Here is a 21,776-nt window from a genome sequence, read left to right on the forward strand (position 1 = left end):
GCACGGCCTAGTAATCCAGCATCACCACTGCCTGTCAAGAGGTGGAACGCATGCCCCAGAACCTCCCCGAGCGTCCGGACTTCTTCGCCCGTCACCGCGCCCTGCTGGAGCAGGCAGTCGCCGCCACCGCGAGCCGCGGCCACTGGACCCCGTATCCGGAGTCGCCCAGCAGGTCGGTGTACGGGGAGGACGCGGCGAAGACCGGGGAAGCGGCCTTCCATGACCGGCTGGGTGGTCACTTCGAACTGCCCGGCCACCCGGCGAGCGGCACGACGTCCGCCACGGAGACCTCCCCGTACGGCTTCCCGCTCGGCGTCACCTACCCCCGCCTCACGCCGGAAGAGGCCGTGGCCGCCGCGAGGGCCGCCACCGGCTCCTGGCGTGCCGCGGGCCCCGACGCCCGGGCCGGTGTGGCGGCGGAGATCCTGGCCCGGCTGAACGCCGCGAGTTTCGAGATCGCGCACGCCGTGCAGCACACCACCGGCCAGGCCTTCGTGATGGCGTTCCAGGCGGGCGGCCCGCACGCTCAGGACCGCGGTCTGGAGGCGGTGGCGTACGCCTGGGCGGAGCAGAAGCGCCATCCGGAGGCGGCCCGCTGGAGCAAGCCGCAGCGCAAGGGCGGTCCACTGCTGATGGAGAAGAAGTTCACGCCGGTCGGACGCGGGGTGGCGCTGCTGATCGCCTGCAACACCTTCCCGACCTGGAACGGCTACCCCGGTCTGTTCGCCAGTCTGGTCACCGGCAACCCGGTCGTCGTCAAGCCGCACCCGGGCGCCGTCCTGCCCCTGGCGATCACCGTACGCATCGCGCGCGAGGTGCTGGCCGAGGCCGGCTTCGACCCGAACCTGGTGATCCTCGCGGCGGAGAGCGCCGAGGAACGCACGGCTTCGGCGTACGCCCTCCACCCGGACGTACGGATCATCGACTTCACCGGCTCCACCGCCTTCGGCGACTGGCTGGAGACCCACGCCCGCCAGGCCGCCGTGTACACGGAGAAGGCGGGCCTGAACACGGTCGTCCTGGATTCGACGGACGACTACCGCGGGCTGCTGGGCAACCTGGCCTTCTCGCTGTCCCTCTACAGCGGGCAGATGTGCACCACCCCGCAGAACCTCCTCGTCCCCCGCGAGGGCTTCGCCACCGACCAGGGCGTGAAGACCGCCGACGAGTTCGCCGCCGACCTGGGCACCGCGCTCGACCAGCTGCTCGGCGACCCCGCCCGCGCGGCCGGCACGCTCGGGGCGATCGTCAACGACGGGGTGCGGGAGCGGCTGGAGGAGGCGGCCGGGCTCGGTCGTACGGTGCGGTCGTCCGCGCCGGTCGAGCACCCCGAGCACCCGGACGCGGTCGTCCGTACGCCGCTGGTGGCCCGGCTGGACGCGGACGCCGACCGGGAGACCTACACGCGCGAGTGGTTCGGGCCGGTCTCCTTCGTGATCGGCACCGACTCCACCGAGCACAGCCTGCGGATCTTCCGGGAGACCGTGCGCGCGCACGGCGCGCTGACCGCCGCCGTCCACTCCACCGACGAGGACGTGCTCGCCACCGCGGAACTGGCGGCCCTCGACGCGGGAGTGCACCTGTCGGAGAACCTCACCGGCGGCGTCTTCGTCAACCAGTCCGCCGCCTTCAGTGACTTCCACGGCAGCGCCGCCAACCCGGCGGCCAGCGCCACCCTCTCCGACCCCGCCTACGTCACCGGCCGCTTCGCCACACTCCAGTCGCGTCGGCCCGCCACCGCCGAGGAACACACCGAGGAGTCCGCAGATGCCTGACGAGGTCTTTCTGATCGACGGCGCCCGCACCCCGCAGGGCCGGTACGGAGGCGCACTGGCCTCCGTACGGCCGGACGACCTGGCGGCCCTGGTCGTCGGCGAGGCGGTGCGGCGCAGTGGGATCCCTGGCGAGGCCGTGGACGAGGTGATCCTCGGCGCGGCCAACCAGGCCGGTGAGGACAACCGGGACGTGGCCCGCATGGCCGTGCTGCTCGCCGGCCTCCCGCACGCCGTGCCCGGTTACACCGTCAACCGGCTGTGCGCGTCCGGGCTGACGGCGGTCGCGAACGCGGCCCAGGCGATCCGGTCCGGGGAGGCCGACCTCGTCGTCGCCGGCGGCGTGGAGTCGATGACCCGCGCGCCCTGGGTGATGGCCAAGCCCGGCACCCCGTGGGCCAAGCCGGGCGAGGTGCACGACACCTCGCTGGGCTGGCGCTTCACCAACCCGCGTTTCACGGCCACCGACCGGGCCGTCCCCGCCGGCGCGGGTCCCGAGACGGCCAAGGTGACCCTGTCGATGGGGGAGACCGCCGAAGAGGTCGCCGCGCTCGACGGCATCACCCGCGCCGACTCCGACGCCTTCGCACTGCGCAGCCACCAGCGGGCAGTGGCCGCGCAGGAGGCCGGCCGCTTCGACCGCGAGATCGTGCCGGTGCGGGTGAAGGACGGCGAGATCACCCGCGACGAGGGCCCGCGCCCCGGCACGACCCTGGGGAAGCTCGGCACCCTGCGGACCATCTTCCGGCCGGAGGGCATCGTCACCGCCGGTTCCTCCTCGCCGTTGTCCGACGGCGCCGCCGCGCTGGTGGTGGCGAGCGCGGCGGCCGTCGAGCGGTACGGGCTCACCCCGCGCGCCCGGATCGTCACCGCCGCCTCGGCCGGCGTACAGCCCAACCTGATGGGGCTCGGCCCCGTCCCCGCCACCGAGAAGGCCCTCGCCCGGGTCGGCCTGGAGAGCGGCGACCTGGACGCGGTCGAGCTGAACGAGGCCTTCGCCGCGCAGGCACTCGCGGTGATCCGGCGGCTGAAGCTCGACGAGGAGAGGGTCAACGCCGACGGCGGTGCCATCGCGCTCGGCCATCCCCTCGGCTGCTCCGGCGCCCGCATCCTGCTCACGCTGATCGGCCGGCTGGAGCGCGAGGACGCCCGCCGGGGCCTGGCCACCCTGTGCGTGGGTGTCGGCCAGGGTGTCGCGATGCTCGTGGAGCGCGTATGAGCGCCGCGGACGGGTCCTCGCTGGTCGAGGAGCGCGCATGAGCGGCGTGTACGAGACGCTGCTGGTCGAGGAGCGCGACGACCGGGTCGTCGTCACCCTGCACCGCCCCGAGGCCCGCAACGCCATCAGCGGGCTGATGATCCGCGAACTGCACGCCGTGTGCGACCTGCTGGAACGTGACCCGAGGTTCCTGCTGCTGACCGGGCACGGCGGTGTCTTCGCGGGCGGCGCCGACATCGCGGAGCTGCTGCGACGCGGCCGCGACGAAGCCCTTCAGGGCATCAACAGCCGCCTGTTCGAGCGGGTGCGCAGACTGCCCATGCCGACCCTCGCCGCGGTCGACGGCTGGGCGCTGGGCGGCGGAGCCGAACTCTCGTACGCCTGCGATCTGCGCATCGCGGGACCGGACGCGGTGTTCGGCAACCCCGAGCCGGGGCTCGGCATCCTCGCCGCGGCCGGGGCCTGCTGGCGGCTGCCCGAGCTGGTCGGCGAGTCGGTGGCCAAGCAGGTACTGCTCGCCGGACGGAACCTGGACGCGCGGGCGGCGCTGGCGGCCGGGCTGGTCATCGATGTCGTACCGGCCGACCGGCTCCTCGACGAGGCGCACGCGCTGCTGGACCGGATGGCCCGCTCCTCGGCCGCGGCCCTGCGCCTGACCAAGCTCGTGGTCGACTCCCCGGGCGCCCATCCGGTCGCCGACGACCTGGCGCAGGCCGTGCTGTTCGAGGGACAGGACAAGCGGGAGCGGATGACCCGCTTCCTGGAGAAGAGGAGCAGGGCATGAACACCGCCACGGCAGACACCGCGTCCGCACCCTCCGTCGTGGGCGTGATCGGGGGCGGCCGGATGGGCGCCGGTATCGCCCAGTCGTTCGCGGCCGCGGGCTCGTCCGTGACCGTCGTGGAGAGCGGCGAGCAGGCCGCGGCCGCCGCGCTGGACCGGGTCGCCATCGGGCTGACGCGGGCCGCCGAGCGCGGCAGGCTCGACGCGCCCGCCGAGGACGTGCTCGGCCGGGTCTCCGTCGTCGGCTCGGTCGACGAGCTGCCGCGGACGTCCGATCTCGTCGTCGAGGCCGTCCCCGAGGACGCCTCGCTCAAGGCCCGGCTGCTCGCCGCCGCCGAGCGGGCCCTGAGTCCGGCGACCGTCCTGGCCAGCAACACCAGCTCCCTGTCGGTCACCGACCTCGCGTCGGCTCTCTCCCGCCCCGGGCGCTTCCTCGGCATGCACTTCTTCAATCCGGTACCGGCCTCCGAGCTGATCGAGATCGTCGTCGCCCCGGAGACCGAGGACGCGACCGTACGGCTGGCGCTCGACTGGACGCACGCCCTCGGCAAGAAGGACGTCGTCGTCAAGGACTCCCCCGGGTTCGCCAGCAGCCGCCTCGGCGTGGCGCTGGGCCTGGAGGCGATCCGCATGGTCGAGGAGGGGGTCGCCGGGCCGGCGGCCATCGACGACGCCATGAGCCTCGGCTACAAGCACCCCATGGGCCCGCTGCGCCTGACCGACCTGGTCGGACTGGACGTACGCCTCGCCATCGCCGAGCACCTGCACGCCACCCTCGGGGAGCGCTTCGCGCCGCCGCGGCTGCTGCGTGACAAGGTCGCGCGCGGCGAGCTGGGGCGCAAGACGGGGCAGGGTTTCTACGCCTGGCCCTGAGCGGCCCCCCGGCCGGGCAGGACGAAAGTCTTGCCCGGCCGGAAGAAAACCGTCACACTGAAACCGAACGAATGGTCGGTAGGGAAGCTGGTATCGATGACCACGACACACTCCGCCGCCACCGGCGCCGACGACGTCGGGCCGGCGGCCGAAGAGCGGCTCCAGGAGCAGTTCGACGCGACCGTCGCCCGTGACCAGCGGGTCGAGCCGCGCGACTGGATGCCGGACGGCTACCGCAAGACGCTGATCCGGCAGATCGCGCAGCACGCACACTCGGAGATCATCGGCATGCAGCCGGAGGGCGAGTGGATCACCCGCGCCCCGTCGCTGCGCCGCAAGGCCATCTTGTTCGCGAAGGTCCAGGACGAGGCCGGGCACGGGCTGTATCTGTACTCGGCGGCCGAGACCCTGGGCGCCGACCGCGCCGATCTCACCGAGCGGCTCATCGAGGGCCGGCAGAAGTACTCGTCGATCTTCAACTACCCCACCCTGAGCTTCGCCGACGTCGGCGTGATCGGCTGGTTCGTCGACGGCGCGGCGATCTGCAACCAGGTGCCGCTGTGCAGGAGTTCCTACGGTCCGTACGCGCGCGCCATGGTGCGGATCTGCAAGGAGGAGTCGTTCCACCAGCGCCAGGGGTACGAGCTGCTGCTGACCATGATGCGCGGCACCGACGCCCAGCGGGCGATGGTGCAGGACGCGGTGGACCGCTGGTGGTGGCCGTCGCTGATGATGTTCGGGCCGCCCGACGACAACTCCCCCAACTCGGCCCAGTCCATGGCCTGGAAGATCAAGCGCCACAGCAACGACGAACTGCGCCAGCGTTTTGTGGACATGACCGTCCCGCAGGCCGAGAAGCTGGGCGTCACCCTGCCCGACCCCGAGCTGCGCTGGAACGAGGAGCGCGGACACCACGACTTCGGCACCCCGGACTGGGACGAGCTGATGCGGGTCATCAAGGGCGACGGGCCGTGCAACGCCGAGCGGATCTCCCGGCGGCGGACGGCCCACGAGGAGGGCGCCTGGGTCCGTGAGGCGGCCACCGCCCACGCGGCCAAGCAGAGTGAGCGAGCCCGGAAGGAAACGGCGGCATGAGCGACACCGAAGGCAAGAAGGACGGCTGGCCGCTGTACGAGGTGTTCGTACGGGGCAAGCGCGGGCTGAACCACGTACACGTCGGCTCGCTGCACGCCGCCGACGACACGATGGCCCTGACCCACGCCCGTGACCTGTACACGCGTCGCAACGAGGGCGTGAGCATCTGGGTGGTGCGCTCGGAGCACATCGCCGCCTCCACCCGCGACGAGAAGGACCCGTTCTTCGCGCCGAGCGCCGACAAGGTCTACCGCCACCCGACCTTCTACGACATCCCCGACGACGTCCCGCACATCTGAGGAGCAGGGCATGAGTGACGACCACGTCTACCTGACCCTCGCCGAGGGACACGAGGACGACACCCGCTGGGCGTACGGCACCGGCTTCGAGGACCCCCTGCACGGGGTCGACACCACCGTGCCGGACGGGCTGGACACCGGGGAGCTGGCGGCCTCCTGCGTCGCGCTCGCCGACGACGCGCTCGTGTCCGCCCAGCGACTGGCCGAGTGGACCACCCGTGCCCCCGAGCTGGAGGAGGAAGTGGCGCTCGCCAACATCGGCCTCGACCTGCTCGGCCAGGCCCGCCTGCTCTACGCGCGCGCCGGCCAGGTCGACGGCACGGGCCGCGACGAGGACGCGTACGCCTACTTCCGCGACGCCGACGACTTCCGCAACGTACGCCTGGCCGAACTCCCGAACGGGGACTTCGCGTTCTGCATCGTGCGGCTCCTGGCACTGTCCAGCTGGCGGCTCGCGCACTTCGAGCGGCTCGCCGCGCACCCCGACCCGGTGCTCTCCGCCATCGCCGCGAAGGGCGTCAAGGAACTGACCTACCACCGCCAGTACGCGGCCGAGTGGGCCGTGCGACTCGGCGACGGCACGGCGGAGTCCCACCGCAGGATGCGTACGGCACTGGAGCGGGTCGCCCCGTACCTGGGCGAGTTGTTCACGGCCTACGACGTACGCGACGACGTCGTCGCCGTGCTGCGTCAGGTGACCGAGGCGGGCTCACTGCCCATGCCCGTGTACCGGCCGCTGCCCGGCTCCGGACGCACGGGCGAACACACCGAGCATCTGGCGCCGCTGCTGGCCGAGTTGCAGAGCGTGGCCCGCGCCCATCCGGAGGCGACATGGTGACCGTACTGACCGACGTGCGACGGGCCCGGCACATCGCCGAACAGGTGCCCGACCCCGAACTGCCCATGCTCACCCTCGCCGACCTGGGCGTGCTGCGCGAGGTGTCGCTCGCCCCCGACGGCACGGTCGTCGCAAGCCTCACGCCGACCTACTCGGGCTGCCCGGCGATGGCGGAGATGCGCGCCGACGTGGCCGCGCGGCTTGCCGCCGCCGGGTACGAGCACGTCGAGATCCGTACCGTCCTCGACCCGCCGTGGACCAGCGACTGGATCACCCCGGCGGGCCGCCGCAAGCTCACCGAACACGGGATCGCCCCGCCCGGCGCCGCACCTCGGCGCCCGGCCGGTCCGGTGCCGCTCGTGCTGACCACCACCCGGCGCGCCGCCGTGCCCTGCCCGCGCTGCGGCTCGGCGGACACGGAGGAGACGTCCCGCTTCGCCGCCACGTCCTGCAAGGCACTCTGGCGCTGCCGCGCCTGCCTGGAACCGTTCGAGTACGTCAAGGAGATCTGATGGACGACCTGATGGAGCCGGCCGCCCCCGCCCCGGCGGTACGCCCGCGTACCCGCCGTCGGCCGGCCTTCCACTCCCTGCGGGTCGCCGCCGTGCAACCCCTGTGCGAGGACGCGGCCGCGGTCAGCTTCGACATCCCGGCGGAGCTGGCCGAGGAGTTCGCCTTCGCCCCCGGGCAGTCGCTCACCCTGCGGCGCGAGATCGACGGCCGTGACGAGCGCCGCTCGTACTCCATCTGCTCTGCGGCCGGATCGGTGCCGCGCATCGGGGTGCGGGTGGTGCCGGGCGGCCTGTTCTCCGCATGGCTGGTGCGGGAGGTGCGCCCGGGAGACACGGTCGAGGTCATGGCCCCGACCGGCGCCTTCACACCCGACCTCACCACCCCCGGCCATCATGTGCTGATCGCGGCGGGCTCCGGCATCACCCCCATGCTGTCCATCGCCGAGTCGGTCCTGGCGGCGGACTCCCGCTCGACGGTCACCCTCTTCTACGGCAACCGGCGCACCGACACCGTGATGTTCGCCGACGAGCTGGCCGACCTGAAGGACCTCTACCCGGCCCGGTTCCAGCTCGCCCACGTCCTCTCCCGCGAGCCCCGCGAGGCCGAGGTGCTCTCCGGGCGGCTGGACGCCGAGCGGCTGTCGGCGCTCGTCGACTCGTTGGTCGACGTGGCGGGCGCGGACCACTGGTGGCTGTGCGGCCCGCACGGCATGGTCCGCGACGCCCAGCGGGTGCTGGCCGGGCTCGACGTACCCGACGACCGGGTCCACCAGGAGCTGTTCTACGCCGACGACGAGCCCGTGCGGGAGGTGCACCACCAGGACACGGCCACCGAGGGCCCGGTCAGCGAGGTCACCATCACGCTCGACGGCCGCTCCACGACCGCCGCCCTGCCCCGCGGTCGGAGCATCCTCGACGGCGCCCAGAAGACCCGCCCCGACCTGCCCTTCGCCTGCAAGGGCGGCGTGTGCGGCACCTGCCGGGCCCTGGTCACCGACGGCAAGGCCGACATGCGGCGCAACTTCGCCCTCGAACCCGCCGAGGTCGACGCGGGGTACGTCCTTACCTGCCAGTCGTTCCCGGTCACGGAGACGCTCGCCGTCGACTACGACAGCTGACGCGGTCGTCCATCGCCATCACGATCATCATCGTCGGGAATGGTTGTGGCAGCTCGGCGTGACATCCGTCACGCCGTCTTCCCCCATCAACGTGGTGCGGTAGTACATGGCGTCCGGGCGATATAGGCAGACTTGCCACCCGGAAACAGACATACGGATCGAATGTTCCTCCGACATATGCCAGCCGTGGTGACGTCGCACCTCCCGCCAAGCACACGAGGCTTTCTGACGATACGTCACGTCTGGTCGCGCCCCGGTCAGCCTGGTCGGCACACCCGTGCGCCCGATTCAAGGGCGTTCGGGGCCTACGAGGCCGGGTAGTAGAGGCGCTCGTTGCCGCTTACTCACCCGGCTTTTAACAATGGCGGCCCCAAACGGCGTCACCACAGCTCAGGCACAGTGTCCGTGCGGAGCCGGCTCACCGGTGGCGCCCCCGCGACGACGAGCGAGGCCGCATGAGCAAGCACCGCAGGAAGACGCGCCACCGGCAGATCACCATCGCTGCCGTCGTGCTCAGCGCGCTGGCAGTACCGACCGCCGCCATGGCGTGTATGAACGACCAGAGCGCCGCGGACGCCAAGTCCTCCAGTCAGTGGCATGGCCGGAAGAACTGGCAGCACTGGCAGAACGCGTCTCTACAGGAGCGGTGGAAGGGCGGCCACTGGACCCCGCGGCCCCAGGAGCCGACCTCGCAGGCCACCACCGCGCCCGCCGTACCCGAGGCACCCGCCTCCACGACTCCCGCCACACCGAAGGCGCCCGCTTCGACAGCACCGTCGGCGCCCGAGGCACCCGTCTGGACGGCACCCAAGGCACCCGCCACGACGGCACCCGCCGCACCCAAGGCACCCGCTTCGACGGCGCCCGCCGCACCCAAGGCCACCGCCAGCGCGTCCCCGAGCACCGCGGGCACGACGGCCCCGGCGTCCACCGCCGTGGCCCGTGTCCTGGCCCTGGTCAACAGTGAGCGCGGCAAAGTCGGCTGCTCCCCGCTGACCCTGAACGCGAAGCTCTCGAAGGCCGCCCAGGATCACAGCGCGGACATGGCGAGCCACCAGAACATGTCGCACACGGGTTCCGACGGTTCGGATCCGGGCCAACGCATCACGGCTGCCGGCTACAGCTGGAGTGCGTACGGCGAGAACGTCGCGTTCGGATACTCCACCCCCGAGCAGGTCATGGCGGGCTGGATGTCCAGTGCCGGCCACAAGCGCAACATCCTGGACTGCGGCTTCAAGGAGATCGGCGTAGGCCTCGCGCAGCCCGGCAGCTACTGGACGCAGGACTTCGGCACGGCCCGCTGACCTGCGCCTCGCGGCGGCCTTCGTCAGCGTCCTCCGTTGCCGCCGCACGCCGTGAAGGAACTGAGCCGAACACTCGGGTCCGCCGCATCGCCGACCCGCTCGGCGATCCGGATTCGGCTGCCCCGGGACGGGACGGAGCCGGGGCAGCCGTCGCGACCGGCCTCGGACGCCGGTTCGGAGACGGCCGAGTAGGGAATGGCCGGGTAAGGAGCGGCTTGGTCGGCAACCGTCGGGTAAGGAGCGGCCGGGTCGGCAACTGTCGGCTCGGAAACCGCCGGCACGGGAACCGCAGGCTCGGCAACCGCCTGGTCGACAACCGCCGGCTTGTGGAGCAGGAGCAGCGCCGCGTCGTCGTGCAGTCGGCCTCCCACATGCGCCAGCAGTTCGTCGTGGAGCGCGGTGAGGGTGCGCGCCGGCTCGTCGCACAGGTGGCGCGCCAGTCCCTCGGCGAGCGGATAGAACTCACGGTGGTGGTTGCGGGCCTCGGTGACCCCGTCGGTGTAGAGCAGCAGCTGATCCCCGTCGGCGAAGGGCAGCACCTGGAGGCTGGGAGTCTCGCCCGTGAGAGCGCGCAGTCCGAGCGGCGGGGCGGGATGGGTGGGATCCACCGGCACGACGTCCCCGGACGCACGCACCAGCAGCGGCGGCGCGTGTCCGCAGTTCACCACTTCCAGATGCCCTGCCTTCGGGTATCCGGCCACCACGGCGGTGACGAAGTCGTCGGTACCGAGGTTGCGCGCCAGGCTCCGCTCGATCCTGGCGACGACGGCGAGGAGGTCGGGCTCGTCGTAGGCGGCCTCCCGGAAGACACCCAGGACGAGTGCGGCGGTGCTCACGGCCGGCAGCCCCTTGCCGCGCACATCCCCGACGATCAGCCTGACGCCGTACGGAGTGGGCAGCAGCGCGTAGAGATCCCCGCCGATACGGGCCTCCGCCGCCGCCGCGCTGTAGCGGACAGCCACCTGAAACGGCCCGACGGTCGCCGGTACCGGCCTGAGCAGTGCGTGCTGGGCGGCCTCCGCGACCGAGCGGACGGCCGCGAGCACCCGCTCACGACGCCCCCGCAGCGCGCCGGACAGGGCACTCGCGAGAGTGACGGCCGCCAGCGCGGACAGCACGGCCACCAGTTCGCGGCCCGGCACACCGTCCCGGATCCCGAGCGCGGCACCCAGCACCGCGGCGAGGAGACCGACGCACGAGACCCCGCGCGGCCCGCTGGTGGTGGCGGCCAGCGCGGGGCCGGCCGCGAGCAAGGAGAGCCAGATCATGCCGGCTCCGCCGAAGAGGTCGACGAGCACGACGACGAGCACGATCAGCACGGACAGGACGGGCGTACCGGAGGCGAGGTGTGCCGCGGCACGTGTCCGGGCCGATGCCCCGGGACCGGCCACGCGATTCCTGAGCGGCCCTGTCGGCCAGGGGGCGCCACCATGGTCTCGGGCCTGACTCATGTTTCGTCCGCAATCCTCACCGTGCGTCGCCCGCACTCCGGAAATGTCTGTTTCATCCAGGAAACGGGTTCGGCTCGGACGCCACAAGAACAGGGATTTCAAATAGTGAGCGACAGGCTCCTGGTCACGCGGTTCGCGGTCGGGCCCAGCCGCTCCAGAACCTCCTCCAGACGGGAGAGCCGGTTCGCCGGCAGCGAGACTCCGAGCGAGCCGAGCGTCTCCCCGCTGTACACCGGCACCGCGACACACACCGTGCCCAGCGCGTACTCCTCCAGATCCGTGACGGCCGGAGCCATCGGCGAGGAGTCCAGCCGCCGCAACAGTTCCCACGGACTCGTGATCGTCCGCGGCGTGAGATCCGCCAGGGGATGCCGCGAGAGGTAGTCCTCGCGCGACTCGTCGTCCAGCTCCCGCAGCACACACTTGCCCAGCGCGGTCGCGTGCCCCGCGTCCTCCATCCCCACCCACAGATCCACCCGCGGCGCCCGGGGACTGTCGACGATCTCCGCGACCCGGATCTCACCGTCCTCGTAGAAGGTGAGATACGCGGCAGCCGTGAGCTCGTCCCGCAACGCCGCCAGCGCGGGACGCACCCGCCCCAGCAGCGCCTGCCCGCGCCCCGAACTGTGCAGCGACTGCACCTTGTCCCCCAGCACGAACCCGCCGTCGTCCAGCTTCCGCACATATCCGTCGTGCACCATCGTCCGCAGCAGGTGATACGCCGTGGCCAGGGGAAGCTCCGTCTCCCGGGCCAGCTGCTTCGCCGGCACACCGTTCTCGTGCGCGCCCACCGCCTCCAGCAGACGGAACGCCCGCTGCACGGACGTGATCAGCGTGGGGCCGTCACGAACACCCATACGACCAGGGTGCGCCGGACACGCCACACGAGCAAGGCGGAACCGCTCCACCCGACTCCGCGCACGGATCCGGCGTACGGCCGATGCCTGGCTTGAGGGCGGAACGGCGCCGCGGGAGGCTGGAGACGACGCCCGCGATGTGCGCCTGGTTTCCTCCGGGCGCTCCTCCGGGCTCCGCCGAGGCGAGGACGAGGGTAAAAACCCATGGATAGCGAGCACGTCGCATCCGGAGGAAAGGTGCCGGCGCCCGTACCGGAGGACTCCGCGGTCGTAGTCGATGCCCGGGGGTCGGTCATGGTGTGGAGTGCCGGAGCCACGCAGCTGCTCGGCTACGAACCCGAAGAGATCGTGGGCCGCCACGCCACCGACCTGCTCGCCGCCGACCTGCCCGCCTCCGCGCGGCGCCACATCGCCGACGGGCGCCAGTGGGCCACCGAGGTGGCCCTTCGGCACCGGGAGGGGGGACGTGTCGTGGTGCGGCTGCGGGGAGCGCCGCTGGTGGACGCGGCGCACCGGAGGCTCTGGCTCGTGACCGGCGCGGCGCTGACGAACCCTGCCGGACCGTCCGACCCGAACGCGGCCGCGATGTGGGGCCGCACGCTGGCGCAGCTCCCGCTGCCGGTGGCGGTGTACGACCTCGATGCGCGGCTCGTGGCCGCCAACGAGGTCATGACGCGGGTGATGGGCAGGACCGAGGAGGAGATGCGGGGCCTGACGCTGTGGGAGATCGAGCCGAGCCGGCCCTTCGACGAGTACGACCGGCTCCAGCGGGAGGTGCTGCGCACCGGAGAGATGATCTTCCATGAGCAGCACGGCCAGGCTCCCGGCGAGACGCGGGAGCATGCGTGGTCGATGTTCTTGACGCCGTTGAAGGACGAGGACGGCAGGGTGCAGGGGTTGTCGGCGGCCGTGTTCGACACCACCGAGCAGTACTGGGCCCGACAGCGCCTGGCCGTGCTCAACGACGCGAGCCTCCGCATCGGCAGCACGCTGGATGTGACCCGAACGGCCGAAGAGCTGGCCGAGGTGGCTGTGACGGGGTTCGCGGACTTCGTCACCGTGGACCTGCTGGAGTCCGTGGCGCAGGGCGAGGAGCCCCGGTCGGTGCCGCCCGGCGAGTCGGTCACGGTCCGCCGCACAGCGCAGCGATCGGTGCTGAAGGGATGCCCGGAGTCGGTGGTCGCCTCGGGCGGCACGAGTCTCTACCCGGCGGATTCGCTGCCGGTGCTGGCCCTGGTCAGCGGCCGGGGCACCCGGCACCGGTCGGACGATTCGGCGCTGCGGGCGTGGGTCGAATCATCCCCGGCCCGTGCCGAGACCGTGGGCAAGTACATGATCCACTCGGTGATGATGGTCCCGCTGCGGGCCCGGGGCGTGACCCTGGGCATGGTGCACTTCCTGCGACACCGGACGCCTGAGTCCTTCGGCGAGGACGACCTGCTGCTCGCGGAGGAGATCGTCGCCAGGGCGGCGGTGAGCGTGGACAACGCCCGCCGCTACACCCATGAACGCCGCACGGCGCTGGCACTCCAGCGCAGTCTGCTGCCCGAGCGGCCACCGGCTCTCACGGCGGTGGACGTCGCCTACCGCTATCTCCCGGCCGGTTCCGGAGCCGACATCGGAGGGGACTGGCTCGACGTGATCCAGCTGTCCGGCGCGCGGGTCGCCCTGGTCGTGGGCGATGTGGTGGGCCATGGCATTCAGGCCTCGGCCACGATGGGACGCCTGCGGACCGCCGTACGGACTCTCGCGGACATCGACCTCGCCCCCGACGAGTTGCTCACCCAACTCGACGACCTCGTCATCAGGCTCGACCGCGAGGAGGGTCCGGAGGCGCGCGGACGGGCGGAGGAGACGTCGGGGGAGGTCGGGGCCACCTGCCTGTACGCCGTGTACGACCCGGCGTCCCGCCGCTGCACCCTGGCCCGTGCCGGGCACCCGCCGCCCGCCCTGGTCACCGCGGACGGCACCGTGCGGTTTCTGGACCTGCCCGCCGGGCCGCCGCTCGGCCTCGGCGGCCTGCCGTACGAGTCCGCCGAGGTGGAGCTCGGCGAGGGAAGCCTGCTCGCTCTCTACACCGACGGCCTGGTCGAGGCCGCCGACCGGGACATCGGCGTCGGGCTCGAACTGCTGCGCCGGGCGCTCGGCAGTCCGGCCGACACGCTGGAGGAGACCTGTGACCAGGTGCTGAGCACCGTGCTGAGCGGTCGTCCCGCAGACGACATCGTCCTGCTCCTGGCCCGTACCTCCGCGCTCGGCGCCCAGCGGATGCGGACCTGGCACCTGCCGCGAGACCCCGCGGCCGTCGCCGGGGCCCGCAAGGTGGCGGGCGAGCAGGTGGCCGCCTGGGGGCTGGGCGAAACGGCGTTCGCCACCGAACTGATCGTCAGCGAACTGGTCACCAACGCCATCCGCTATGGCGAGGCGCCGATCCAGCTACGGCTCATCCGCGACTCCACGCTCATCTGCGAGGTGTCCGACGGCAGCAGCACCGCCCCGCACATGCGCCGAGCCCGGGTCTTCGACGAGGGCGGCCGCGGACTGCTGCTGGTTGCCCAGGTCGCCGAGCGCTGGGGCAGTCGCCAGACCCCCACCGGCAAGACCATCTGGGCCGAACAGCCGCTGCCCTCCTGACAGCGGGACGCCCCCGCGCCGGCACCGGCGCCGACCGCGGCGGTCGTGGCGGGCTCACGGCACCGGTCGTACGTCGGGCGGGCGCCGCCGGGCGGAGTTCACGAGCCGGTCGGCGAGCGCGACGACGAGATCGCGGAGCTCGTCCGGTTGCTCGATCACGAAGGGGCGATCGAGCGACGCGAGCACCGGAGGCAACCAGTCGAGCCGTTCCACCCGCAACCGGACACGCGACCAGCGCTCGGAATCACCGTCCTGGCGGCCCGCTGCCGGCGGGTCCTCGACGATCGCGACGCTTGCCGGCAGCCGGACGTGGATCTGCTCGGCCGTCCCCCGGATCCACAGGATCACTTCGTGCCGGTACGGCGCCTCGGCGAATCCCGACAGGACGCGCTGCGCCGGATCGAGTCCCGCGGGCGGCTCGAAGGAGCCGGGCAGGGCCCTCGCGTCCGCGATGCGGTCGAGCCGGAACGTGCGGTCCTCGCCGCTCTCGGGCTCCGCACCGGTCACGTACCACCGACCCGAGTGGACGACGAGCCCGTACGGGTGCACCGTGCGGACGCTGCGCCGGCCGTCTCCGGCGGTGTACCGGATCGAGACCGGCCGGCGATGGCGGATCGCGTCGGCCACCGAGAGCAGGACCGCGTTCTGCGGTGCGGTTGTCTCGTCGGGCCGAGCGGTGAAGGCGAGGGAGTCGAGCACGGCGTCGAGCCTTCGGGCGAGGCGCTTGGGCAGGACCCGCCGGATCTTGGCCGTTGCCGTCTCATGGGCGGTGCCCGCGGTCGTCGGCAGTCCGACTCGGCGACCGGTGATCAGGCCGAGCAGCACGGCCAGCGCTTCGTCGTCGCCGAGCATGAGCGGAGGCATGCGGTGGCCGGGGGCGAGCCGGTACCCGCCGTAGCGGCCGCGCACCGATTCGACCGGCACGTCGAGGTCGACCAGGTGGTCCACGTACCGCCGCACGGTGCGTTCGTCGACGTCGAGCCGCTCGGCGAGTTCGGCAGCCGTCCTGATGCCGCCCGACTGCAGGAGCTCCAGCAGGGTGAGCACGCGAGCTGTGGGCCTGGGCATGCTCAGAAGTATCCCCGCAATACCGGGCGGAATGTGTCCGCTATCTCTCCTAGCCTCCGTGAGTACGAATCCCACCGAACTCACCGGGAGATCACCGTGAACTTCGTCTCGATCCGTGTCATCACGGGCGATGTCGCACGCCTCGTCGACTTCTACGAGCGCGCGACCGGCACGCGGGCGAGCTGGTCCCACCAGGACTTCGCCGAGCTCAGGACGGCGTCAGCCACTCTCGCGATCGCCGGCATCCGCACCGTGCCGCTGTTCGCGCCCGACGCCGCCCGTCCCTCCGACAACCGTTCCGTGATCATCGAGTTCCTCGTCGACGACGTGGACGGCGTGTACGAGAACCTGACCGGCTTCGTGGAGGACTTCGTCAACAAGCCCACCACCATGCCTTGGGGCAACCGTTCACTGCTGTTCCGCGACCCCGACGGCAACCTCGTCAACTTCTTCACCCCGGTCAGCCCGGACGCCGTCAGGAAGTTCCCTTCCTGACGGCGCGGGGGCGGAGCTGTCGGGCTGAGTTGTCAGGGCTGGGCTACGCCACGAAGGTGACCCCTCGTGCCGTGGTCATGAGCGGCGTGCGCGGCGGGACGCGTACACCGCCCCGGCGCCGAGGGCGACCACCAGGGCCGCGCCGCCCGCGATGGTGCCGACCGGCGCGCTCGCACCCGTCTCCGCCAGCGGCGGCCCGCTGTCGCTGGGCGACGGCTTGGGGGTGGCGGGCGGCGTCGACTCCAGCGGGGGCACGTCCGGCGTCGTGGGAGGCGTGGTGGAGGGCTTGGGGCTGGTCGGAGGCGGGGTCGTCTCCTCGGCGGGAGGCTGTCCGCCCGCGGGAGTCGTGGGCGTGACCGGGGTGGCGGGAGTGGTCGGGTTCGACTCCGACGGCGTCGGGGTGGGCGAGTCCGACGGGCCGGGGGTGCACGGCTGTTCGCCTCCGTTCCACGCCGCTATGAGGTGGTAGGGGGTGACGACGTTGTCGGGCTCGTAGGGCACGGGGCCGTGTCCCTCCCCCGTCTTGCCGTCGTAGGTGATGTCATCGCCGTACAGGTCGATCTGGCCGTAGCAGTCCGGCGTCTTCACGCTCAGCTTCTGCCAGGTCCGCTTCGCGTCGTCCGTACCGGCGACGTCGTCGGCGGTGAGGTAGACCGTCGCCTTGTCGACCAGGCTCTGGTGCCCGGAGACGTACCAGTTCGGCCCCTCGGTGGTGTATTCGGCGAGGGACACCGGGTACTTGCAGCCCTCCCCGACGGTCTGGCCCGGGGCCAGCCGGACCTGGACGCTGCCGGGAACGGTGTCCCAGAGATGGAACCCGCCCTGCGAGGTCCAGTCGGCACCCACGACGTTTCCGTCCGCGCCGACGATGCGGTACTGGACCGTGGCGGACTCGCACGCCCCGGCGGTCGTGGCACTGGCCACCCCTGCGCCGAGCACGGGCACGGCGGCGGCGGCGAATGCGGTTGCGGCGAGCACAGCCAGAGTTCTGGAGTGTTGCGAACGCGACAAGATGAGCCTCTGTGAATTCGAATGTGTGGGAGGTGATTGCGCGCGAGTGACCGACGCGGACGGCAGAACTGGATGACCCGATGCAAGAACCGGCGCACGGACCAACGGAAGAACCGACGGAAGAACCGACGGAAGAACCGACGGAAGGCATGCCGCCCAAGCCACTCGTGTCGCTTCGCTCACTTCAGACGCGGCGAAGCGAGCTGGATTCTTCCAACTTTTGACAACTCCCGTCAATCCTTCACCGGTTGCGCACTTCCTCCACGGAACACTCCCGGGCTGTAAGGGACTTACGAGACGGGGTCCCGCACGGCCGCGACGGTTCAGGAAGCCAGGTCCCGGTGACGACGCAGCAGTTCAGCTATCAGCCGGCGTCGATGCCCGGAAAACGCGAGAGGGCCCCCGGATGGTTCCGTGGGCCCTCACTCGGGTGTCGGGTCATGTCAGCTGGGAACGGCGACCCGTCGGCTCGCGGCGGCCGTCACCGGCTTGGGATTCAGCAACCGCTCGGCCAACTCGCCGAAGACCAGGCCGAATCCGCCCCACAAAACGGTCTGGATGGCCAGCGCGGAGAGACGGAACCGCCACAGCAGAGTGGCGGGGAAGTCCTTCGGCACCTCGTTGATGACCGGCAGGAACGCGTACGCCAGACCGATCACGACGGCGAAGGCGGCCACCGCGGCGACGGTGGCGTACCAGGTGCCGATCCTGGGTGCCAGCCGCTTGCCCAGGATGGTGGCGGCGATCGCGAGGAGCACGCTGAGCACCATCATCAGGAAGTACAGGGTGGTCCGCTTGCCGATGGTGTCGGGGTTGCCGACCGACGGCGGGTTGGCGGGGTACTTCAGGAACGGCACGACGTACACGGCCAGCAGCGCGCAGCCGGACAGCAGCAGTGCGGTCGCCCGCGGGCTGAAGCGGCCGACACGGCCGAGCGCGAAGGAGAAGGCGAGCGCGGCGATGCCGCCGAAGGCGACGCCGTAGACCAGAACGCCGGTGGCGAGACCGGCGGTGGACTGCAGGGAACGGGAGACGATCTCCATCTCGTGCTCGTGGGAGTGGGCTTCCTCGAAGCTGATCGCGCTGTCGACGTTCGGCTCACCGAGGAAGTAGGCGGCAACCAGGGCGAGCAGGCCGGCACCGAGGCCGGCGAGCATGCCCCGCACGAGGAGATTTCTTACCGTTGCGGAGTTCATGGGAGTGCTGGGGTTCCCCTCGGTCAGTGGCAGGGGAAGCCGAGAAGGTGGCGGGCGTCGTGCACCCACTCGTGGACGTCCGAGCCGGAGACGACGGAGGTGGCGCCCTGTTCGGCACCGACGAAGTACAGCAGGACGAGCATCAGGATGCCGAAGAAGACCGCCCACGGAGCAATCGCCTTGAGCGGCAGCTTGGCGGGAACGACGGGGGTGGTGGTTGTCGGCTGGGCGACGGTCTGCGCCATGGCAGGACCTCCTCGGGAGTTCGCGTCCCATCTCGGTGGTGCACTGGACGACGGCTACGGGTCTGACTCACGACAGGTCCCAGCGGGCTGGAGTCTCTCGTTCACAGTGGCGCGACCGTGCCGGCTTCCCACCGGCTTCCGTCTTGCCGTCATCGATATCGCACCGACCGTACCGCGTGTCGGGTGCGGGGCCAAGACCGCGCCACCTGGCGTGATCTTCCTCTCGCACCAGGTGGCCGCTCCCGAGTGAACAGCGGGTCAGCGGTGGCGGAACCCAGTTGAGTTCGGGCCCGGCCCCGCTCTCAGACCGAGGGGGACCGGTCCGCGTCCTGGGACTCGGGCGTGCCCGTCGTACGACCGAGCTTCTGTGCCTCCTCCAGCGTGCGAGCCCCGCGGAGGGGGGGAGAACGTGAGCCAGAAGGAGACGACGAGGTAGGAGACCCCAACGGCCCACAGGGCCGTGCCGGGTGACAGGGCGTCGGCCAGGGCACCGCCGACGACGGCTCCCAGGGGCAGCGTGCCCAGGGCGACGAGGCGGTAGCTCGCGGTCACCGCGCCGATCTGGTGCTCCGGCGGAATGGCCTGCCGCAGGCTGACGGCGAACACGTTGAACAGCGCGACACCGAAGCCGTTCACCATCATGGCGACCGACGCGAGCACGGCGACGTACCCGCCTACCCGGCTGACGGCGGGTACGAGCAGCAGACCCACCGCGGCCAGCACCGCACCCAGGGCCAGCACACCGCCGACGGCCCACCGTTGGGTGAGCCGGGTGGCGCAGAGCGAACCGATCAGGGCCCCCACACTGCCGATGCCGGTGATCACGCCCACCGTGGTGCCGCTCATGTCGAGATCACGGACGGCGAACACCAGGAAGACGGTCAGAAAGGCCTTCTCGTGCAGATTCGACAGGCCGGCCTGAACGCACAGGTCCCGGATCGGGCGCAGGGACCAGGTGTAGCGGAGCCCGGAGCCGATCGCCTTCAGCGCCGGCTCACGAGGCTGTTCGGGGGCCTTGACGCCCCGCAGCAGCAGACCGCTCACGGCGGCACCGGCGGAGCACGCGGCGGCCACCGTCAGGGTCGGCGACACCCCCAACTGGCCGACCAGGAAGCCGGCCGCGGCGGGACCGGCGAGGGTGCTGACCGAATACGTCGCCTGGTGCAGGCCGTTGGCCGCGGCGATGGAGTTCAGCGGCAGGAGCCTGGGCAGCGTGGACTGGTAGGCGACTTCGTAGAAGACGGTGGCGACACCGATCACGGCGGCGGCGGTGAGAAGTTGGCCGAAGTTCAGCCCGTCGGCCGCCTGGAACGCGGCTAGCACCGCCAACGCCGCGCCCTGGGCGGCACTCGCGGTGACGAGGGTGCGGCGCGGCGGATACCGGTCGACCATGACGCCCGCGACCAGCGAGAGCACCACGACGGGGACGAACTGCACCGCCGACACGAGTCCCACCCCCGTGCCGTCGGCATGGAGGTGGGTGACCGCGATCAAGGGTAGGAGAAAACTGGTCAGCTGTCCGCCGAAATGCGCCGAGGTTTCTCCCAGCCAGATGTTGCGGAAGTCTTTGTTGTCCGCGATCAGGATTCGGATACGGGAAGTCGTAGTACGGCGTCCCGGCGAGGAGTTGGCCGTCGGCCTCGACCGTGAGGTATCCCGGGGTGGCGAACTCGGGCCGCTCCTGACCGCGCAGCCAGGCGTGGCTCTGGTAGAAGCAACTGCCCGGCGCGAGCGCGTCCCAGGCCTCCCGGTCGATGTCGTCGATCGTCTCCAAGTGCCTCACCTCAGGCATGTGCCTTCCTCCCGTTGCTCACAGCAGCCAGTCGTCGGTGTTCAACCCACCCACCACGTACTGGCCGTACTCGGCGCCGAACGCCTCCGCCTCGGCCCGGTTGCGTTCGCGGACCTTCGCCCCGTCCGCCGCCAACGGCCGGTCCACTCCGACGAACACGCTGTACAGGGGATGAGGCTGGGCGCCGCGCGCCAGCTTTGCCTGGAAGGTGCCCAGACCGAGGTGGATCGCCCGCACGGTGCGACCGGCGCCCGACTCGATGGGGTGGTAGAAGACCAGGTTGAAATAGTCGGCCATGTTGGGCACCGAGTAGTCGAAACCAGCCACGCGCGCATACAGCGTGTCGCCATGCCGGTACCGCAGCGCGAAACCGATGGGCTGCCCGGCGTCCTCGTCCAGGAGCAACGTGCTGCGGTCGCCGAGGTGGCGGCCCTGGCGGTCGTACACCGCTGCCGCGCGCTCCTCACCGTACGCATGTCCGTGCTTGCGCATCAGTGCGCTGTTGAGCGGGGCGATCTCCTTGACGACTTCGGGGAGGGAGACCTCCCGGATGGTCCGGCCGCTGCGGTCGAAGTCCCTTCTCTCCCGCCGGGCCCGGGGCCGTCGGCCTGAGGGCAGCCAGGCGAAGTAGTCGTCCAGGTTCTGCCACAGACCGACGGGCAGAACGGTCTCCACGTCGTGATAGAGGACCACCGCCCCGTCGTCGGCGTGGGCCTCGGCGACCTCCAGTGCCTCCGCCCGGGGCAGGTAGTAGTACCCGAGCACGTCCGCTTCGGCGGTTCGGGCGAAGTCGAGGGTCTGTGCGGTGAGCGCGTGCACCGCCTGCGCGCGCTCCTGTGCCGTCACTCCCTCACGGCCCGGCAGTTGGCCGCGGAACTCCGACCAGCCCGCGCCTAACACCATGGGCCGGGCGGCGAGTTGGGCGTGGCGCTCGTGGTCGATCAGACCGGCGAGCAGGTCGGCGGGGGTGTAGAGCAGGTGCGGCGGACGTGTGAACGCGTACGCCTCGGCTCCCGCGACCGGCGTTCCCTGCCTGTCGCGCGCCAGCAGATAGCGGGCGGCGGCTCCGGGCGGCAACTCCTCCGTGCGTACGCCCGCGAAGCCGCTGCTGGAGTAGATCGTCCCGCCGATCACCAGAGCATCCCATTCCGCTGCCGGCAGCTGGTCAACGGAGTCGTACGAGGAGACGTGCATGGGGGAAACTCCAGAAAGGG

At 71.4% G+C, this 21,776-nt stretch carries 19 protein-coding genes, 1 pseudogene and 1 riboswitch; of the genes and pseudogenes, 12 read left to right on the forward strand and 8 right to left on the reverse strand.

The features are described from left to right. Positions 1 to 50: 50 nt before the first annotated feature. From paaN to ACFZDJ_RS18970, 10 genes are all read left to right on the forward strand, one after another. Positions 51 to 1,775, forward strand: coding sequence for a phenylacetic acid degradation protein PaaN (paaN, locus tag ACFZDJ_RS18925; RefSeq protein WP_391060242.1), 1,725 nt, complete (start codon positions 51 to 53; stop codon positions 1,773 to 1,775). Further along, positions 1,768 to 2,991 carry an acetyl-CoA C-acyltransferase gene (locus ACFZDJ_RS18930; protein WP_391060244.1) on the forward strand — a complete coding sequence of 408 codons (1,224 nt, stop codon included), beginning with the start codon at positions 1,768 to 1,770 and terminating at the stop codon, positions 2,989 to 2,991. The genes paaN and ACFZDJ_RS18930 overlap by 8 nt, the downstream gene beginning before the upstream one ends. A 37-nt stretch (positions 2,992 to 3,028) precedes the next feature. Beyond that, on the forward strand, positions 3,029 to 3,775 hold the full coding sequence (locus ACFZDJ_RS18935) for an enoyl-CoA hydratase-related protein (protein WP_391060246.1): 747 nt from the start codon (positions 3,029 to 3,031) through the stop codon (positions 3,773 to 3,775). After that, a complete protein-coding gene (locus tag ACFZDJ_RS18940; RefSeq protein WP_391060248.1) occupies positions 3,772 to 4,647 on the forward strand; it encodes a 3-hydroxyacyl-CoA dehydrogenase NAD-binding domain-containing protein in 876 nt (291 codons plus the stop codon). Before ACFZDJ_RS18935 ends, ACFZDJ_RS18940 begins: the two co-directional genes overlap by 4 nt. 96 nt (positions 4,648 to 4,743) lie before the next feature. Further along, positions 4,744 to 5,742, forward strand: a complete 999-nt coding sequence (gene paaA / locus ACFZDJ_RS18945) for a 1,2-phenylacetyl-CoA epoxidase subunit PaaA (protein ID WP_391060250.1) — start codon at positions 4,744 to 4,746, stop codon at positions 5,740 to 5,742. Next, positions 5,739 to 6,041 carry a 1,2-phenylacetyl-CoA epoxidase subunit PaaB gene (gene paaB / locus ACFZDJ_RS18950; RefSeq protein ID WP_384921224.1) on the forward strand — a complete coding sequence of 101 codons (303 nt, stop codon included), beginning with the start codon at positions 5,739 to 5,741 and terminating at the stop codon, positions 6,039 to 6,041. The genes paaA and paaB overlap by 4 nt, the downstream gene beginning before the upstream one ends. Positions 6,042 to 6,051: 10 nt before the next feature. Next, positions 6,052 to 6,879, forward strand: coding sequence for a 1,2-phenylacetyl-CoA epoxidase subunit PaaC (gene paaC / locus ACFZDJ_RS18955; RefSeq protein ID WP_391060253.1), 828 nt, complete (start codon positions 6,052 to 6,054; stop codon positions 6,877 to 6,879). After that, positions 6,873 to 7,391 carry a 1,2-phenylacetyl-CoA epoxidase subunit PaaD gene (gene paaD, locus ACFZDJ_RS18960; RefSeq protein ID WP_391060255.1) on the forward strand — a complete coding sequence of 173 codons (519 nt, stop codon included), beginning with the start codon at positions 6,873 to 6,875 and terminating at the stop codon, positions 7,389 to 7,391. Before paaC ends, paaD begins: the two co-directional genes overlap by 7 nt. Further along, a complete protein-coding gene (gene paaE, locus ACFZDJ_RS18965; RefSeq protein ID WP_391060257.1) occupies positions 7,391 to 8,509 on the forward strand; it encodes a 1,2-phenylacetyl-CoA epoxidase subunit PaaE in 1,119 nt (372 codons plus the stop codon). The genes paaD and paaE overlap by 1 nt, the downstream gene beginning before the upstream one ends. Positions 8,510 to 8,964: 455 nt before the next feature. Continuing rightward, on the forward strand, positions 8,965 to 9,813 hold the full coding sequence (locus ACFZDJ_RS18970; RefSeq protein WP_391060259.1) for a CAP domain-containing protein: 849 nt from the start codon (positions 8,965 to 8,967) through the stop codon (positions 9,811 to 9,813). 290 nt (positions 9,814 to 10,103) lie between these two features. Here the strand turns inward: ACFZDJ_RS18970 and ACFZDJ_RS18975 are convergent. Further along, positions 10,104 to 11,264, reverse strand: a pseudogene (locus ACFZDJ_RS18975) (PP2C family protein-serine/threonine phosphatase); the annotation flags it as partial. A 98-nt stretch (positions 11,265 to 11,362) separates the two neighbouring features. After that, positions 11,363 to 12,121 carry an IclR family transcriptional regulator gene (locus tag ACFZDJ_RS18980; protein ID WP_168514182.1) on the reverse strand — a complete coding sequence of 253 codons (759 nt, stop codon included), beginning with the start codon at positions 12,119 to 12,121 and terminating at the stop codon, positions 11,363 to 11,365. A gap of 204 nt (positions 12,122 to 12,325) precedes the next feature. On the opposite strand from ACFZDJ_RS18980, the gene ACFZDJ_RS18985 reads away from it, so the two are divergent. Further along, the gene (locus ACFZDJ_RS18985) at positions 12,326 to 14,755 is read left to right on the forward strand and encodes a SpoIIE family protein phosphatase (RefSeq protein ID WP_391060261.1); all 2,430 of its coding nucleotides are present in this window, start codon (positions 12,326 to 12,328) and stop codon (positions 14,753 to 14,755) included. Between the two features lie 54 nt (positions 14,756 to 14,809). On the opposite strand, the gene ACFZDJ_RS18990 is transcribed toward ACFZDJ_RS18985, so the two are convergent. Then, positions 14,810 to 15,823: a WYL domain-containing protein gene (locus ACFZDJ_RS18990; protein WP_391060263.1), complete on the reverse strand. Its 1,014-nt coding sequence runs from the start codon at positions 15,821 to 15,823 to the stop codon at positions 14,810 to 14,812. A gap of 96 nt (positions 15,824 to 15,919) precedes the next feature. Here ACFZDJ_RS18990 and ACFZDJ_RS18995 point away from each other — a divergent pair, with 96 nt between their 5' ends. After that, entirely contained in the window at positions 15,920 to 16,318 is a 399-nt protein-coding gene (locus ACFZDJ_RS18995; RefSeq protein ID WP_168514178.1) for a VOC family protein, read from the forward strand. 75 nt (positions 16,319 to 16,393) lie between these two features. On the opposite strand, the gene ACFZDJ_RS19000 is transcribed toward ACFZDJ_RS18995, so the two are convergent. The 5 genes from ACFZDJ_RS19000 to ACFZDJ_RS19020 form a co-directional block, all read right to left on the reverse strand. Then, on the reverse strand, positions 16,394 to 17,296 hold the full coding sequence (locus ACFZDJ_RS19000) for a hypothetical protein (protein WP_391060266.1): 903 nt from the start codon (positions 17,294 to 17,296) through the stop codon (positions 16,394 to 16,396). Positions 17,297 to 17,772: 476 nt separating this feature from the next. Beyond that, positions 17,773 to 18,525, reverse strand: coding sequence for a CbtA family protein (locus ACFZDJ_RS19005; RefSeq protein WP_390935275.1), 753 nt, complete (start codon positions 18,523 to 18,525; stop codon positions 17,773 to 17,775). 23 nt (positions 18,526 to 18,548) lie between these two features. Continuing rightward, complete coding sequence (locus tag ACFZDJ_RS19010) at positions 18,549 to 18,770, reverse strand: CbtB-domain containing protein (RefSeq protein ID WP_054232543.1); 222 nt, start codon at positions 18,768 to 18,770, stop codon at positions 18,549 to 18,551. A 34-nt stretch (positions 18,771 to 18,804) separates the two neighbouring features. Next, positions 18,805 to 18,953: riboswitch (cobalamin riboswitch) on the reverse strand. 75 nt (positions 18,954 to 19,028) lie between these two features. Then, the gene (locus tag ACFZDJ_RS19015; protein WP_391060580.1) at positions 19,029 to 20,363 is read right to left on the reverse strand and encodes an MFS transporter; all 1,335 of its coding nucleotides are present in this window, start codon (positions 20,361 to 20,363) and stop codon (positions 19,029 to 19,031) included. Between the two features lie 217 nt (positions 20,364 to 20,580). Beyond that, entirely contained in the window at positions 20,581 to 21,756 is a 1,176-nt protein-coding gene (locus ACFZDJ_RS19020; protein WP_391060268.1) for a GNAT family N-acetyltransferase, read from the reverse strand. Positions 21,757 to 21,776: the final 20 nt, after the last annotated feature.

This window comes from Streptomyces sp. NPDC007896, assembly GCF_042959425.1.
Lineage (GTDB): Bacteria > Actinomycetota > Actinomycetes > Streptomycetales > Streptomycetaceae > Streptomyces.

What these genes read in the sequence shown, in the direction of transcription:
- ACFZDJ_RS19005 (WP_390935275.1), bottom strand. Translation starts at nt 18,525, where the DNA reads ATGAACTCCGCAACGGTAAGAAATCTCCTCGTGCGGGGCATGCTCGCC.
- paaD (WP_391060255.1), top strand. Translation starts at nt 6,873, where the DNA reads ATGGTGACCGTACTGACCGACGTGCGACGGGCCCGGCACATCGCCGAA.
- ACFZDJ_RS19020 (WP_391060268.1), bottom strand. Translation starts at nt 21,756, where the DNA reads ATGCACGTCTCCTCGTACGACTCCGTTGACCAGCTGCCGGCAGCGGAA.
- paaA (WP_391060250.1), top strand. Translation starts at nt 4,744, where the DNA reads ATGACCACGACACACTCCGCCGCCACCGGCGCCGACGACGTCGGGCCG.
- ACFZDJ_RS18935 (WP_391060246.1), top strand. Translation starts at nt 3,029, where the DNA reads ATGAGCGGCGTGTACGAGACGCTGCTGGTCGAGGAGCGCGACGACCGG.
- ACFZDJ_RS19010 (WP_054232543.1), bottom strand. Translation starts at nt 18,770, where the DNA reads ATGGCGCAGACCGTCGCCCAGCCGACAACCACCACCCCCGTCGTTCCC.
- ACFZDJ_RS18940 (WP_391060248.1), top strand. Translation starts at nt 3,772, where the DNA reads ATGAACACCGCCACGGCAGACACCGCGTCCGCACCCTCCGTCGTGGGC.
- ACFZDJ_RS18980 (WP_168514182.1), bottom strand. Translation starts at nt 12,121, where the DNA reads ATGGGTGTTCGTGACGGCCCCACGCTGATCACGTCCGTGCAGCGGGCG.
- ACFZDJ_RS18985 (WP_391060261.1), top strand. Translation starts at nt 12,326, where the DNA reads ATGGATAGCGAGCACGTCGCATCCGGAGGAAAGGTGCCGGCGCCCGTA.
- paaC (WP_391060253.1), top strand. Translation starts at nt 6,052, where the DNA reads ATGAGTGACGACCACGTCTACCTGACCCTCGCCGAGGGACACGAGGAC.
- paaE (WP_391060257.1), top strand. Translation starts at nt 7,391, where the DNA reads ATGGACGACCTGATGGAGCCGGCCGCCCCCGCCCCGGCGGTACGCCCG.
- paaB (WP_384921224.1), top strand. Translation starts at nt 5,739, where the DNA reads ATGAGCGACACCGAAGGCAAGAAGGACGGCTGGCCGCTGTACGAGGTG.
- ACFZDJ_RS18970 (WP_391060259.1), top strand. Translation starts at nt 8,965, where the DNA reads ATGAGCAAGCACCGCAGGAAGACGCGCCACCGGCAGATCACCATCGCT.
- ACFZDJ_RS18990 (WP_391060263.1), bottom strand. Translation starts at nt 15,823, where the DNA reads ATGCCCAGGCCCACAGCTCGCGTGCTCACCCTGCTGGAGCTCCTGCAG.
- ACFZDJ_RS18930 (WP_391060244.1), top strand. Translation starts at nt 1,768, where the DNA reads ATGCCTGACGAGGTCTTTCTGATCGACGGCGCCCGCACCCCGCAGGGC.
- paaN (WP_391060242.1), top strand. Translation starts at nt 51, where the DNA reads ATGCCCCAGAACCTCCCCGAGCGTCCGGACTTCTTCGCCCGTCACCGC.